Source organism: Chitinophaga hostae (genome assembly GCF_018224885.1).
Taxonomy (GTDB): domain Bacteria; phylum Bacteroidota; class Bacteroidia; order Chitinophagales; family Chitinophagaceae; genus Chitinophaga; species Chitinophaga hostae.
In genome coordinates this window covers 118030-133426 of sequence record NZ_JAGTXB010000004.1, presented here as the reverse complement: position 1 = coordinate 133426, position 15397 = coordinate 118030, and the positions used below count along the sequence as shown (strand labels likewise).

Here is a 15397-nt window from a genome sequence, read left to right as displayed (position 1 = left end):
TTCTAAAAGGTAAGTTGAATGCCAAATAAATATTTTCTTGGTATTCCAAGGCCAACACCTGATCCACCAAAATCCTGTGCTTGCCCTACAGATGGCCCTTCTGGGTTAAGTGCAACAATATTGTGGACGTAATAGGTATACAGGTTGTCCCCGCTTAAATAAAATGTACAATTAGCCAGCTTTAGATTTCTCAACATTTTCTTAGGCAAATCATATGATAATCGGATATTACGAAGGGTAATATTGCTGGCATCAAACATATATGTATCTGATCCAAAATAGCTGGTATTATTATGGTAATAAAGCTTGGGAATAGTAGCGTTGGTTTGGCCAGGTGTAGTCCATACTACCTGGTTCTTTAAAAATTCAATCTGATTAGCAGCTTGTACACGTGCGCCTTGATAACTCTCGGCCAGGCCGTTTCGTAATGTATATTTCATCGCATAGGTGAGCAGGATACTGAGACTGAATTGCCTGTAGGCAAAAGTGTTGGTTAAACCGCCAAAATATCGTGGTTGGAAACTTCCAATTTTTTGAAATTGACGATTATCAGATACAGCATCCACTTCACCCAGTGAATTCACCAATTTAATTCCCGATAATTTGCCCGAATTGTCAAACAACAATTTCTCGAATTGAGGCTTTCCACTCTGGGGATCAACTCCCGCATATTTTACGGCTTTCAGGGTATTAATATCATCTCCCGGATAGAGATAAAACCTATTTTGGGCATAGTATCCCTGTCTTAGTGCACCATTTGCTACACTAATAATTTCATTTTTATTAAAACTAATATTAAACGAAGAATTCCATTTGAAGTCATCGTTGATAATATTATCTGAATTAATTACAACCTCTAAGCCCTTATTAACAACCGTAGCGACATTTTTCCACTGTGATGGGAACCCGGAAACTGATGCCAATTGAACCTTTTGCAAAAGGTTCTCAGATCTTCTCCTGTATAAATCCATAGTCATACTTACTCTATTAAACAGCCCCATTTCCACGCCTGTACTAAGTGTTTTTGTGACTTCCCATTTCAAATCCGGATTTCCCAACACAGAAATTTTTGCAGCAGTTGTGCCATTGTATACAAAAGATGGATCGTAAAGAGTTTGCGTAAGAAAATTATCCCCTAATTGTGATCCACTGGTACCATAGTTTGCTCTCAGCTTCAAATTGCTGATACAATTCACCTTCTTCATAAATGCTTCCTCACTAATGATCCAGGCCGTCCCCGCGGAGTAAAAGGTTCCATAGCGATTATTCCTCCCAAAACTGCTGGAAGCATCAGTACGTACCGAGCCGCTAAGGCTATAGCGAGAAAGATATGTGTATCCTAATTCTCCAAATAAGGAGTACATTGCTTTCACATCAGTTCCACCTTCAACATTTCCCGTCTTGGTTGCAGGCCTTCCGAATGCGGAAAAGTCGTATAAAGCTCCGATTTGACTCCCAAGAGAAATTACCGGATAGCCAGCGCGAACATGATTTACATTTGTGGTGGTGAACTCAGTCGTTGTTTTACCGAACTCCATACCCACAAGTGCATGAAAAGCATGTCCACTAGCTGTTTTGTGGAAATTCAATTGATTGGAGCTTAAATATGACATGATATTGCCCGTAACAGTACCTAAAAATCCTTGAGGAGCAAATCTGCTTAGGCCGCCTGTATAAGTTCTCACATCATAATAGCTCACATTCTTATTGAAATTAAGATTGCCGGAATTAGTCGTGGAAAGGTCCAGCCAGTCATTAATGCGATATGTCAGTTTGAGAGAACCAAATATCAATTGAGACTGAGATTTCCGAAAGTTGTATTGCTGATTAAACAATGGATTGTCCGCCTGCATTAAACTTCCATCCATTTTATAGCTTAAAAAAGGCTTTATTGATCCATCAGCATTATAAGGAGAAGCCCATGGGATCAATGGTACCAGCGATGAGGCTGTGCCATCTGTCCCCATTTTCCCATCAATTAAAATACCATTGACAGCAACACTTGCCGTTAGCCGATCGGTCAAACGACTATCCAGGTTGATCCGGAAGGATTTCCGAATAATTCCATTCTGAATTCCCGTAGATTGTTCATTATAATAAGTTCCACCCATATAATATCGTGTTCGGTCGTTCCCTCCACTAGCAGAAAGGTTGACTTCAGTGGTATTGCTGTTTCTCAGTGCATACTTTGTCCAATCAAAAGAATTGGCCACATCAGATGGGGTTGGCAATTTATAATTCAGATAATCAGTTAAAGTGGGATAGTTAGATATTAAACTTGCGTTGTTAATCTGATAGTCTTGAGTGTAATACTCCTTTTGAAGATCATACAACTGCTGTCCGGACAAAAAACGAATTGTGCCTGGATTAGGCGCATTAATACCATATTTTAAATCAGCTGAAATTCGTGGTTTAGTAGCAGCCCCCTTTTTTGTTGTAATAACAATAACTCCGGCAGCTGCCCTAGATCCATAAATCGCGGAAGCAGAAGCATCTTTAAGTACAGTAATTTCCTCTACTTCCTGTGCTGTAACAATATCTTTCAAATTTTGGTTAGGCATGATCACACCATCCAGAACCAATAAGGGACCGTAAGACAGCGCAGGCAAAACGAATTCATTGTATTGGTCAACACCAACTCCCGCTATACTGCTTTGCCCCCTAACGAAGATTTGCCCTCCTTTGGAAGTCGGATCACCTGAATTTTGCTCAGAAATGTACAGCCCTGCCAGTTTTCCTTTTAACAGCGCAGCAGGATCTGAAGAAGTTAAGCTTTTCCGAATTTCCTCTCCTGAAATTCTTTGTGTCGAACCGGTAAGTTCTCTCGATTTTTTAACGCTATATCCAGTAACAATAACCTGCTCCAGTTTGGATATATCCTCCTGAAGCACTATGTTTATTGAAGCGGCAGCATCTACCACCATTTCCTTCTTCACAAATCCAATAAAAGAATATACCAATGTATTGCCTTTATCTACGCTAATAGCGTACATTCCTTTATTATCTGTTTGTGTTCCCTTGTTCCCTCCTTTGATCCCCACACTAACACCATATAAAGGATTTCCTTTAGAATCTGTTATTTGACCGGAAATAGTAATCAGGTCCTGTTGTGGTGAAGATAAAGGAATGCTACTGTCTTCTTTTTTAGTGACAATGATTGTTTTATCCTTAATCTCATAGCTGAAGGGCTGCCCCGCAAAACATTTTACTAATACAGACTTCAGGTCCTCATCTTTAGCCTGTATTGACACAAGCCTGGCTTCTTTGAGCAACTCATCTCTATACACAAAAGTATAGCCGCTTTGAAGTTTAATCTCCTTTAAAACTGTGCTTAACGAAACATCATGCTTCGAAATCGTAATTTTCTGAGCGAATACTGTCACGCTGAGAAATGTCATAACGGCAATAAATAAAACGATGGCAAATCGCATAACGTTCTCTACTTTAAAACTTCTGTTTGGGAATACAATCCAAATAGATTGTTTGTTTGTTTATACATTGTTTGATTTAATTTTTGCAACTTCTCCCAAACTGCCTGAGTTATAGGCGCCGCAATTATTTGGTTGAAAACTGTTCGCTTTAGCTCCCTGTGATCAGGTAACTAAATAAGTAAGTTAAATGGTTGGTTTTGATAAGTATTAAAACTTAATTTGAAACATAGACCCTTCTCCCTTCAATTTTAAAATGAACCTTACCCGATGCTTCCAATATTTGAAGCACATTTGATAAAGTATATGATCTAGATACACTTCCGCTATATTTTTCGTCTGATTTTTTTCCGTTATAAATTACTTCGACATCATACCATCTGGATACCTGTTTCATGATTGTCTCAATCTTTTCGCTGTCAAACATAATCTCATTGTTTTTCCATGCCGTTATTGATTCCAGGTTGGCTTTTGAAACCTCGATACATCCGCCCTTTGAAGAACTACCCTGCTGACCAGGCCTAAGAATAGTTACCGCTTGTTCAGAGCAAATATCACCCGAATTGAAGCTTAGTGAACGAACACCAACGCTGCCTTCAAAAAGGGTCGTTTTGCCGACTGAATCATCAAAATAACAATCAACATTAAATTGTGTTCCGAGAACCGCAATTTCCTGCTTATCCGTCTTTACTAAAAAAGGCTGACGACTGTCTCTTTCTATTTCAAAAAATGCCTCACCAACTAACTCAACCCATCGATTTTTGCTAGCGTTAAAACATACAGGATAACTCAAAGAGGAAGCCGCATTTAACGTAACCTTTGATCCATCAGGTAAAACAATGTTGTATGTTACTCCCGGTGGAGTGGAAAGAGTGTTGATTTTGTTTCCAGCTTTTTCTGCATCTGTGATTTCATACGTGATTTGTCCGTCAGTAGTTTGGGAAATGATCACCCCTGCCTCCTTAATCCTACCCTTATTATCAGGATTAGACAAAGAAATCCGCTCGCCATTGGCTAAAATTAATACCGCCGATTTCTTTTGATATGAAGTTTCTGCTATCTTACTTTTTTCTGATTTTGAATTTCCTCCTGTCAAATAATAATAAACAATCGTCGAAACGAACAGTATAACAACTGCCGCTGCAATGCGGGACCAGAAGTAAACTATTTTACCTGGCTTAGGATTTTGACGTTGATGAATCTCTGAAAGCACATTTGCATAGACAATTTCAAGATTTGCTTCAACATCTTTAACCCCATAGGCCTCGATAGATTCGTTTTCTAATTCCTGATAAATGAATTGTTTCAAAATATGATCATTATCAGATATTTTGAAATAGTCCAACAACTCCATTATCTCCTCATTTGAGCAACGGTCTAGCAAATATTTACTAAATAAAAGCTTTATTGACTTTTCCATTTTACATAATTGATAACTAATACACAGCCAAGTAGAAAAACAATGAGTCGATCTGAAGAAAAAAATATAAATAAATAAAACTATTTTATTTTCAATCAATTATACTTTATAATAAAACAATCTACCATCGTTGATATAGCCATAAATTTGGTTGCATTACTTTTTTTTATCTAAGTTTGCTTTAAATAACAATGGGATTGAAAATTCTAGCAGACGACATTCAAAAACAACTGCTTACGCTTCTTATAAAAAGCGACGAACCTGCATTCAATGAGCTATATAAAGTTTATAGCAAACCGCTTTATTTGCGAATATTAAGAATGGTGAAAAATCAGGATGATGCCCAGGAGCTTTTACAAGAACTGTTTATTAAATTATGGAATAAACGGGAAACCATTGATATTGAAAAGTCTTTTCAATCTTACTTATACACGATTGCTCAAAATCTGGTCTTTAATCATTTTCGTAAAATCGCAAATGACCAATCTTTAGTTAAGTCCTTACTGATCAATGCCACCGAATACTATTTAGACAGAATTGATTCATCAGAGAATAATGAAATAGCCAGAGTTCTACATCAGGCCATCGATCAATTACCTCCACAGGGAAAAAAAATCTTCCAACTCTGTAAATTAAGTGGAAAAAGCTATGAAGAAGTAGCCGATATTTTGGGCATTTCCATTGCTACAGTCAACAGCCACATGACTAAGTCTTTACAGTCTATCAGAAAGTACGTTATCACACATCGGAATGTCATTAGCATTGTGCTTACTACCTATATTACCCAGGGAACTTTTAAATGAGGCTTATTATTTTCCTAAGCGCTTGAGATTTGTTTTCCAATAAACATATTCGTAATTTATTTGACCTGCTTTATATAGTCCATGCAACATCATCGACGTATAAAACATATGATGGACTCCTTACCTAAAATAGAACAGAACACTTATCCAAGTGACTATCATTTCCTTTCAGTACAATTATATCTCGAACATTGTTCTTAAAAGCAGATTAACTAAGCCTGTAGGAAACCTGATTTTAATACCCTACCGGTCCCGCATACTCCTCCCGTGCTACGTCTTTATAATTCTGCCGGATAAGATTAGATTTTACATACCTGGCAAAATATCAGGAACACTATATTTAATAGAGTACCGTCTCTAAACGATATTAGAACGATCTTCTCTTAATGAAGCACCCAGATCAGGGTTTCACTTGACTATTTTTATTATACGCCCCAGCACAAAGCTGTTTTCAGTAAATAAATTATAGGAATGCGATCAACAAAACATTTTTTTAATACGAAAAATTATAACCATAAAATACCTGTTAGCGCTACGAAAGCTATTTTCTGTCTCCGGAATTTCTACAAAAATCATGGTAGATTAATATTTTATAAGCGTTACCTCTTCAAATCCCTCTAAATTATTCCTTTGCTGCCAGATTTCTCTAATTTTACGGCCAGCTTCTTCCGGGGTAATCCGGATGTACTTATAAAAATCACGCAAACCCTTATGTCCACTTATCTTCATAATTAGTTCAACCGGAGTACCTGCGAGAAATTCATTGGTGCAAAAAGATCGACGACAGGTATGAGACGTGATCCAACAGTACTTCGGTTTAATAATTTCAATGTCCTTATTGCCTTTCTTATACGAAAACTTAACCATGTCATTTATTCCCGCCAAACGACCAATTTCTTTAATATTGGCGTTAAAATCAGAGTTATGAACAATCGGTACTGCTTTCTTGAACCTGTTTACTAAAATTTCTTTAGCTGTACTCAACAGCGGAATAACCACCCAGTGATCGGACTTACCTTGTTTCTTATAAAGCATTCCATCTCGGATATCCTCTGGTCTGATATTCGAGAAGTCAGAAAACCTAAGCCCGGTGAGACAACCTAAAACAAATGAGTCCCGAAAAGGCACTAGATAAGAATGATCGGATAAATCTGTATGGAATATTTGGTTAATTTCCTTCCAGGAAAGATATATCGCATCTGATTGTTCATCCAATATCTTAAAATCGGACAAATCTATAGGTGAAATAATCTTCCGACGAACTCTGTCTCTAACAAAAATCCTTAACTGCTTGATTGTCTTACCTATAGTAGCAATTTTCAGACCTTTTATTACCCCTTTCCTCCTGACTTGCTGAAAGTCATAAATAAGAAAATCCACAAACTGCTCATAAAAGTTGAAATCCAGGCTTTGAAACCCTATTGGCATTCTTCTATAGTTCTGAAATGCCAGCAACTGCTCCGACATACACTTATAAATATTTAAAGTTGATTTAGCCACCTTTCCCTCTTTACATTTTATGTAATCATCTATCTGAAAGAATATATTTAGGTTGACCCTGGGGTTCGAGGCTGCGTCCTTGGCCGCCCTTTCTTCCAGGATTTCAACCTCAAAATCCGGCTGGAAAGTAGCTTTGAGAAAAGATCGTACATCAGAAATGTTCCTTTTTATTGCATGGCCAATAATATCTTCCGTTATTCGTAACTGTTCTACCAAACGGCTATTTAACGTTTCAGCAGAGCCATAGGCTTCCGGTAATTCTGAAGAAATACGTAAATATTTTCTATTCCAATAATTAGGAGGGATAGCGATTTCTGTATTTAATAGCATTGATTTACCATCTGGGCTACAATACTGGATAAAAATAATACTGGTGCCATCCCGGCGCACCTTGCTTTTGGGACAAATTGGCTTAATTGCTAACAACATAATTAGTCGAGTTTTTAGTCGAGTTCAATGTTGTTAACCACAATAAAGGTACTTTTAAAAAACGGCGAGTTTTGTTATTGAATACTGAAAATCAACGACTTAAAATAAGGACAGGTAAAAATCCATATGGTTAGTTACCTGGCTTGCAGTCCCGTCCGGTCCGCAACTAGGACTTCATTTAAAGTTAAAGCCGCATAAATCGTATGATTTACGCGGCTTTTCTGTTTTTAGCATGTAAAGGTAAACTACATCAAACGAATCTGAAAGGTTACAAATTAGGATACACTGACAAAGCCTAATTTTAGTGTAACCTTTTCCCCGCTAACACTTATCTGCACTGGGTTTAAAGGCTTCAAACCGAACCAAACAACACCAAACTAATTCGGTAACCTAAAACACCAGCAATGAAAGTAAGTCAAGAGTTATCAATCTTATTCTGGCTTCGTAAAGACAACAAGAACAAAGACGGAAAAGCCTCGATCAATGTTCGTATAACCATCAGCGGGGCAAGAGATGGTTTTTCATTGGGCTACCAGGTGGAGCCTAAAAAATTTGATACGAAGGCCGGCGCCATTATCGGCAAATCAGCTGAAGCCATAGAAATCAACAACCGGATAACACATGTCAAGTCTGAATTACTCCGGCATTATAACCTGCTCAAAGAAAGAAGCCCCAACGTTGACCCCCTGTCTTTAAAAAATGCTTACCTGGGTGTTCAGCAGCAGAAAAAAACATTGCTACAGGTAATTGACTTCCATAACACCCAGTTTGCAGAAAAGGTAGCTGCCGGCAAACGCGCGAAAGCCTCCCTCACAAAATGGATCACTACCAAAGACAAGCTGACACAGTTTCTAAAATCAACCTTCAACACGTCAGATTATCCACTGTACAAAATAGATTTTGCGTTCGGTGAGGATCTGCATCATTTCCTTACAGCCATACAGTGCCTCGGCGATAATACAGCCATGAAGTATATAAAGCAAACCAAGCAGCTGTTAAAACTGGCGGTACGCAGAAAATGGCTGGACGCAAACCCGCTGGAAGATTTCGAATGCCCGTACATAGATCCCGAAAGGAGCATCCTCGATGCAGAGGAGCTTTGCGTATTGTACAATAAGGCCATGCCGGTAAAGCGACTGGAAGAAGTCAGAGATGCTTATCTGTTTATGACACTCACCGGCTTTGCCTATAAAGACGCTTTGCAACTGAGTCCGGATCATCTTTGTAAATTCTTTGATGGCGAAGACTGGATAGTTAAAAACAGACAAAAGACCTGGTGCCGGGAAAATGTTCCGTTGCTGCCTATTGCAAAAGAGATCCTACAGAAATACAAAAACCATCCTTACTGTGTTGCTAACAACTGCCTGTTACCTATCAACAGCAACCAGCGTTTCAATGGTTATCTGAAAGAGGTGGCCGATATATGTAGCATTAAAAAGCATCTCACCACGCACACAGCACGACATACTTTTGCTACTACGGTAACACTGGCCAACGGTGTACCACTGGAAACAGTCAGCGCCATGTTAGGCCATAAATCAATCAAGACAACACAGATCTACGCCAAGATCGTTGCATCCAAAGTGAGCAAGGACATGAAAGCGCTGAAAGGAATCTTTAACCTCTCTTTACCGGATTCTATGTTATTCAGCGCCGTTGCATAATAATAAATTTATCAAGCCAAATACTTTTATGTATTTGGCTTGATAATCAATGATTTTAACAAAACGTTAACAACAAAAACGATGGTAAAATCATTTATTGCACACCTCGTTGACACCATATCGAATCAAAGGCCCTGTTTCTCAGACAATGTGAATGTTTGAGATAACCAACCAAAACAATACTACCGGCACTCTAAAAAATCAGCTTACGTATGCAGCAGCATTATCAGTTATCTTTTTTTGAGAAATTAGTTCGAGTTGACCTTAAACACCAAGCCCTGAAACAAAAACAACCAGACAAAAATTTCTTCACCTACACCACCAGCGATGTTATCAGTCAAAAAGACAAGATGTTACATTGCTTTGGGCAGTATCTCTATGATCTGGGAAACAAAAAGCAGGTCGATTGGTATATTCAGAGACACCAGCATCAATTAGTGGTGCTAATGGACCAAACGGCAACCTATCTTTCAGAAGATGATATAATCGGCATCAATGACCACTCTACTGAAAATACTTGGGCAAATCTTTTCAAAATTATATACTGTAATCTTGCTGAGCTCCTAACCTATCTGGAATGTGAGTTTTCCCGTTACCTGGATGTTGATTGCAGAATACCCGTAACTTATTTGCTCTCAGCGCAGGCGGGACTAGTGAGTGAGCTGCAATCAATCAAGGACCAGTTTAAAAAGCATGGAGTAGATGATGGCCTTCTCGCAATCATCTTTCTACCGTTCGACAACTTCATAGAAGCAGAGCATATCGGCTGTTCGATAAGCTATCATCAACTTTTCTATTTACGGGAATTTAAGAAGAAGTTAGGCAATCTTCTTATAAGCCAAAGCGCTGATGTGGATCTTTCTGAAAAACTTAAAGACCTACTGCAATACCTCAACTTCAATAACATTCACTATTTCAGGTACTGGACAGCAATTGTTACTGCTGAAATTGAGGAACTGCCAACCATTCGGGAAAAACTGGACCGGCTTATATTCCTGCAGAAGAAAATAAGCCAAACAGCTATCAAGCCAGACTTTATTTTCAGTAAAGTTCACCCACCTTTACAAAACCAACTACAGTCCTGGCTGTCCGATGAAATCGTGTATCAGAAAGAAAAAGAATCTCTGTTAAACAGCGGCCACATTCCGGACGAACTAAGCCGCTGGAAAGACTTCAAGGTTATTACCGTCTTCTCTGTTTCGCAGCTTGGCAACATTCTAAAACTATTGTTGGAAAGCGGGCTTTATCTAAATAAGAACAAAACCGAGCTATTAGATTTCTTCTCTTATTTTTTCACTACAGCCAAGCAGGACAACGTTTCCTCTGGTAGCTTGCGTAGTAATTTCTATAAAGACAACGCCGCCGTATCTAAGGCAGTGCGAGAGATTCTAATGGGGTTAGTTCAACGCTCCCATAAGACTATAAATATATTTGCTTACTGCATTTTCAGTTACCTTATCAGTTAATTCTAATTACCAATCTCACATTATAAAAACAATTATACAAAATTAGTTCTTTAGTTATCAAATAGTTACAGGGGGTACCGTCACCCCCGTGACTGTTCTTGTATTGATTATCTTCTTTCTTTTGCTGCCATCAAACAAAACCAAAGTTTATGGCAACAGAAATTCTCACCCGTGAAGATCTTGCAGTATTCAAAAAGGAATTATTTCTTGAACTGCGGGACCTTATGAACTCCCCCACCGCACAGCCCCGCAAGTGGCTCAAATCTTACGAAGTCCGCGACATGTTAGGTATTTCCCCGGGTACCCTGCAAAACATGCGCATTAACGGAACACTTTCTTTTACAAAAATCGGCGGGCTTATTTTCTACGATTTCAGCGACATCACTAAGCTGATGGAAGGCACGAAGAAAAACGTCAAAAGCAGCTGATGAAAGCATCATCAGCACAAATCAACTACATCAGGCATCTAAATGCCTTCTTCGCACAGGCGCGGAAAGATGATCGTTTACATGCGCATCATATGAGCCTGTATATGGCATTATTTCAGGTCTGGAATCAGTATCGTTTTCAAAATCCTTTTCCCGTCCTGCGCGAAGAAGTCATGAGCCTTTCCCGTATTGGCTCCCGCAGCACCTATGTTGGTTGTCTGAAGCATCTGCATGCCTGTCAGTATATCGTCTATCAGCCGGCAAAACACCCATATGCACCCAGCCTGATAACGATCCTCTCATTGACTGATTTTGTTGCAGATCCTACACGGGAACAACTTCTACTTTTTAGCAGTGCAATGTGGCCCAAAAGTAAGCCACGTAATGAGTACGAAACTGGGCCACACATGAGGCCCGAAACCGGGCCACGTTCAGGCCCAAAAGTGGGCCACTTTTATAATAAACATATAAACAATTTAAAACAGGAGGGAGAAAACACACTCCCGCCCACTAAAAAAATTAAAAAAAATGAAGTTAAAAAAGATCAACTCGATACGGGTGCACCAGGCGCGGAAAATGCACCAGGCACCGCGCGAATTCTCCCCGCCCTATCCGAGACACAGGAATTTTTTAACGCCCACGTCTACCCGAAGGTGGAAGCAGACAAGTTTTTCCACCACTACCAGGCAAACGGATGGCGACAAGGCGGCAAGACGCTGATCACCGACTGGCAGGCAGCTGCCCATAAATGGGTACTAAATATTCATCCACAAAAACCTGAAAGCAATGACAGACACACCAAACCAGCAACAGGGGCAGGACGGCTCCACATCAACGAAAACAAAAGCTACTCAGACCCCTTATGACTACTATCAGCTGGTACAACTGTTGGAAGAACGCGGGAAAACTGCTTACAGTCCGCATTTCAAGGTCGATGACATAGACAGGCCCGTAGTACTCAAACTGCTGGCATATTTTCTCCGCGATGAACCGGTAGCTGCAGACGAAGGCATAGACCTGGATAAAGGTATATTGCTAACGGGTAGGATCGGCTGCGGCAAAACATCCCTCATCAGTCTTATGCGGTCATTGTGTGCAGAAGCCTACAGACCAGTCATCATATCCTGCCGGGACATTAGTTTTGAGTTTGGGAGAATTGGTTTTGATCTTATCGGGCGATACAGCCGGAACGCGTTTTTCCCATATTCCAACATTCCGCGGGTACATTGTTTTGATGATCTTGGATTGGAAACGAATATTAATTTTTGGGGGAACAATTGTAACGTGATGGCGGAAATCCTGCTATCGCGGTATGACTTGCTTATCTCCAATAAAATGCTCACGCATGTTACAACGAACCTCAACAGCCAAGAGCTGGAAGATCTTTATGGCAACCGTCTACGGAGCAGAATGCGGGCAATGTTCAACCTTATTGCGTTTGATCCTGCAACCACAGATAAAAGACGTTAAAAATCTATATCATGTATCCAACCTTCATTACTTTGGTCAGCACTAATGCCGCCGGAAGCCGGCTATTAAAAATTTGCGATCATGAATTTAAAGCATTTGATTACGACTGGTATATAGACGATGCCATCATGCTGGCAAAGCGTCGGATGCCTCACCAGATTAGCCACCAGCACATCCTTCATCTACGCACATGGATAAGGGAGAACTATCAGCATGGCCATGAAATACCATACAAACACATTCGTAGTATGCAAGGTTGCCGCCGCCTGGTTGAAAGCATCATACATGCCGAGTACGCGAATACAGGAGAAGAATATATACAAAGTCGTGACTCTGCGTTGAAGACCAATAGCCATATTTTTTCTCTTAATAGCAGTTGAGTGGTAACAACCGTAGGTTTGTAACCTATTTTTTAAAGATTACATTGCTGATAAAAACCCTTTATCTACTAGATAAAATCTGGATTTTACTTTCAAAATTCCAAATTTATTTTAGTACGATGGAAGCGATTGATTCCCAAGGGGTGAAGTGATAGACTTCCATAATCGCCTATTTGGGGAGAAGGTAAAATCCGGGATAAAGTCGGGACGAACGCTAAAACGCTTTGAGATTACTAAAGAAAAGGTGCTGGTCTTTCTAAAGGCTCATTTTGATGTTTCAGATAAACCGCTTTCTGAGATAAAAGTTACACCTGCAATACTTAATCTTAGAGTAATCTTTCTCTCTGTAATGCTTCCCGACAACAAGGCCATTATTATGTTGCGGATTACCATCGATGAATAGCGTGACGGTTGCGTACCAAGTGGGGTGACTAAATAGTAAATTTCAGTCACCCCTGTGTTGCTACGTCTTTTAATTGGTAAAATTCCAGCTAACACCGAAGAACCAGGAATGCTTCCATTGCTTTACTACAGGCACCACACTTGTTCCTTGGGGAATAAAGGCCGGTCTTAACGCACCGTTGGCGCCCGGACTTTCATGATAGCCTTCCTCCACTGAGTTACTGAGGCGTTCTACCTTACCCCATATCACGCCACCAGTGAGTACCAGGCGTCTTCTGGAGCCAAACAGGAGGCTCCCACCGGTAACAAAATTAATATCAAGGTTGGTGTTGGTGCTGATACCCACAGTAAGACTAACATTATAATTGGAGCTGAGCCTGGGATATACATGCATATAGATGCCAAAGTTTACACTGGACTTACCATCGTTTTCGCGGCGGATTATCTTGCCGGTGGTATCGCGTGGCAAGGTACCTGTGGCGGTATCTGTTCTATAGGAAACAACGGTATCTTTCAGTATATAGGTAAAATCTTTCAGGCCGGTGAGCGCGATACCGGTACTGAAATCTATTTTTAAACCACCTGATAAACGGATCTCTTCTTCTTTTTTGGTATTGCCCGCATCGTCTTTAAAGGTAAGCTCCAGGTAATCCATATTTTTCAATTTAAACGCGGTGAAACTTTGTGATTCCAGACCGTTAACGTTATTATAAGCATCACGGATTTTTTTCATCAGGGTATTCAGTGGATCGTCAGTATCCATTTCGATGAGGTAGGCCGACAGGAGACTTGAAAGATTTGTTCCAAAGGTTTGTACGATCTTTTGGTCAATTTCTTTCATGTTTTCCGCATGCTTTTCCGCGGTAGCCAGGTTTACATAAAAACGTTTGCTGTAATAAAGGAGGTCATTGCGCAGGGCTAGCAGGTTAGCGGCGGTTTTATCTTCCTTTTTACTTTCCAGCGCGACTTCATTTGTTTTTTCACCTGTTCCGGTAGCCGCCCCGGTGCTGTTGGCCCTTGTATTAAACGCTTGGAAGGTAGACCTAAAGGCCGCTTCATCTTCCAGAAAATTATCTTTATAACTGGCCGAAATATGCCAGTTGTCCTCCGCGTTTATGTTCATTAGTTGCACCTTGAACTGACTACCTATTGACGGCGTGAATAGAATGGATCGTTTCCATTTATAATACTCTACATAGGGACAATCTTTTGCGTCGCCAGGATCGCCCTCTTCCCATTTCCTTATCTTTTTTTTCAAGGTATAATAATCTCCCTTCTTCATATCATATAAGAGAATATATTCTCCGGGAAGTCTTCGTTTCTTTTTATTGGGAACGCACTCCTCTTTTTCCGAAAATCCCCAGTTACCGGATGACAGAAACATATTGTCGTTGATAAATATTTTGGGTGCAGTGAGAGTGTTTATATCCAGCGCTTTTAAATCCGTCAATACATTTTCGCGTTTGTTGAGTGTGGTAGCAGCTTTATCTGCTACACCTGCATCATGTCCGGCTGGCGTGGTTTCGCCCGGAGCAGCAGGAACAACACTGCCATCGGGCATAATGAGTTTAATACTGTCAGCACTTTTTTTTGCAGTGTTAAAGATAACAAGGGTCAGCGGCGGCATTAGTTTACCTTTGTCCTGTGCTATTTCCAGGCTGATAGTGATAGAGGAACTATCTTTTTGTTTTTTCCGGGTGACCGAATCCAGTAATTGCTGGTACTGAGCGAATGTTATGCTTGTTTTCTGATCATGTACTTTTGATTGCTGGACAACCTGGTCATATGATCCTTTAGGTATTTCCAGAAGGTTGAACCTTACCGTTCTAATCGCCTCCGGAATACTCGTCAACTTTGAATAGACGATATTGCCCGGTTCAGCAAGAGGTTTCTGGCTGGTATCCCTATGCGGTGGTGGAGGCGTCCTATCAGACAGCATGGCAGCATAAACCGTAACCTGAGCAAGAACGAGCAACAGACAGCAGGTAAAAATTGATTTCATATAAT

Annotated in this window: 11 protein-coding genes; 7 read left to right on the top strand and 4 right to left on the bottom strand. The window is 40.1% G+C overall.

What is annotated here, in order from left to right:
* Window positions 1-2: 2 nt before the first annotated feature.
* A complete protein-coding gene (locus KE626_RS10210) occupies window positions 3-3431 on the bottom strand; it encodes a SusC/RagA family TonB-linked outer membrane protein (RefSeq protein ID WP_211972786.1) in 3429 nt (1142 codons plus the stop codon).
* Window positions 3432-3645: 214 nt separating this feature from the next.
* Window positions 3646-4848, bottom strand: coding sequence for a FecR family protein (locus KE626_RS10205; RefSeq protein WP_211972785.1), 1203 nt, complete (start codon window positions 4846-4848; stop codon window positions 3646-3648).
* A gap of 197 nt (window positions 4849-5045) precedes the next feature.
* On the opposite strand from KE626_RS10205, the gene KE626_RS10200 reads away from it, so the two are divergent.
* On the top strand, window positions 5046-5651 hold the full coding sequence (locus KE626_RS10200) for an RNA polymerase sigma factor (RefSeq protein ID WP_211972784.1): 606 nt from the start codon (window positions 5046-5048) through the stop codon (window positions 5649-5651).
* Between the two features lie 582 nt (window positions 5652-6233).
* Here KE626_RS10200 and KE626_RS10195 read toward each other — a convergent pair.
* On the bottom strand, window positions 6234-7580 hold the full coding sequence (locus KE626_RS10195; protein ID WP_211972783.1) for a phage integrase SAM-like domain-containing protein: 1347 nt from the start codon (window positions 7578-7580) through the stop codon (window positions 6234-6236).
* Between the two features lie 404 nt (window positions 7581-7984).
* Here KE626_RS10195 and KE626_RS10190 point away from each other — a divergent pair, with 404 nt between their 5' ends.
* The 6 genes from KE626_RS10190 (at window position 7985) to KE626_RS10165 (ending at window position 12988) form a co-directional block, all read left to right on the top strand.
* Window positions 7985-9244: a site-specific integrase gene (locus KE626_RS10190; RefSeq protein ID WP_211972782.1), complete on the top strand. Its 1260-nt coding sequence runs from the start codon at window positions 7985-7987 to the stop codon at window positions 9242-9244.
* Between the two features lie 212 nt (window positions 9245-9456).
* Complete coding sequence (locus tag KE626_RS10185; RefSeq protein WP_211972781.1) at window positions 9457-10710, top strand: hypothetical protein; 1254 nt, start codon at window positions 9457-9459, stop codon at window positions 10708-10710.
* A 149-nt stretch (window positions 10711-10859) separates the two neighbouring features.
* Complete coding sequence (locus KE626_RS10180; RefSeq protein WP_211972780.1) at window positions 10860-11138, top strand: helix-turn-helix domain-containing protein; 279 nt, start codon at window positions 10860-10862, stop codon at window positions 11136-11138.
* Window positions 11138-12004: a hypothetical protein gene (locus KE626_RS10175; protein ID WP_211972779.1), complete on the top strand. Its 867-nt coding sequence runs from the start codon at window positions 11138-11140 to the stop codon at window positions 12002-12004. The genes KE626_RS10180 and KE626_RS10175 overlap by 1 nt, the downstream gene beginning before the upstream one ends.
* On the top strand, window positions 11925-12608 hold the full coding sequence (locus KE626_RS10170; protein WP_211972778.1) for a P-loop NTPase family protein: 684 nt from the start codon (window positions 11925-11927) through the stop codon (window positions 12606-12608). Before KE626_RS10175 ends, KE626_RS10170 begins: the two co-directional genes overlap by 80 nt.
* Before the next feature lie 11 nt (window positions 12609-12619).
* A complete protein-coding gene (locus tag KE626_RS10165; protein WP_211972777.1) occupies window positions 12620-12988 on the top strand; it encodes a hypothetical protein in 369 nt (122 codons plus the stop codon).
* A gap of 472 nt (window positions 12989-13460) precedes the next feature.
* Here the strand turns inward: KE626_RS10165 and KE626_RS10160 are convergent, their stop codons facing one another.
* A complete protein-coding gene (locus KE626_RS10160) occupies window positions 13461-15392 on the bottom strand; it encodes a hypothetical protein (protein ID WP_211972776.1) in 1932 nt (643 codons plus the stop codon).
* Window positions 15393-15397: the final 5 nt, after the last annotated feature.

Coding starts and splice junctions, on each gene's coding strand:
- KE626_RS10210 (WP_211972786.1), bottom strand. CDS start 3,431: ATGCGATTTGCCATCGTTTTATTTATTGCCGTTATGACATTTCTCAGC.
- KE626_RS10205 (WP_211972785.1), bottom strand. CDS start 4,848: ATGGAAAAGTCAATAAAGCTTTTATTTAGTAAATATTTGCTAGACCGT.
- KE626_RS10195 (WP_211972783.1), bottom strand. CDS start 7,580: ATGTTGTTAGCAATTAAGCCAATTTGTCCCAAAAGCAAGGTGCGCCGG.
- KE626_RS10190 (WP_211972782.1), top strand. CDS start 7,985: ATGAAAGTAAGTCAAGAGTTATCAATCTTATTCTGGCTTCGTAAAGAC.
- KE626_RS10185 (WP_211972781.1), top strand. CDS start 9,457: ATGCAGCAGCATTATCAGTTATCTTTTTTTGAGAAATTAGTTCGAGTT.
- KE626_RS10180 (WP_211972780.1), top strand. CDS start 10,860: ATGGCAACAGAAATTCTCACCCGTGAAGATCTTGCAGTATTCAAAAAG.
- KE626_RS10175 (WP_211972779.1), top strand. CDS start 11,138: ATGAAAGCATCATCAGCACAAATCAACTACATCAGGCATCTAAATGCC.
- KE626_RS10170 (WP_211972778.1), top strand. CDS start 11,925: ATGACAGACACACCAAACCAGCAACAGGGGCAGGACGGCTCCACATCA.
- KE626_RS10165 (WP_211972777.1), top strand. CDS start 12,620: ATGTATCCAACCTTCATTACTTTGGTCAGCACTAATGCCGCCGGAAGC.
- KE626_RS10160 (WP_211972776.1), bottom strand. CDS start 15,392: ATGAAATCAATTTTTACCTGCTGTCTGTTGCTCGTTCTTGCTCAGGTT.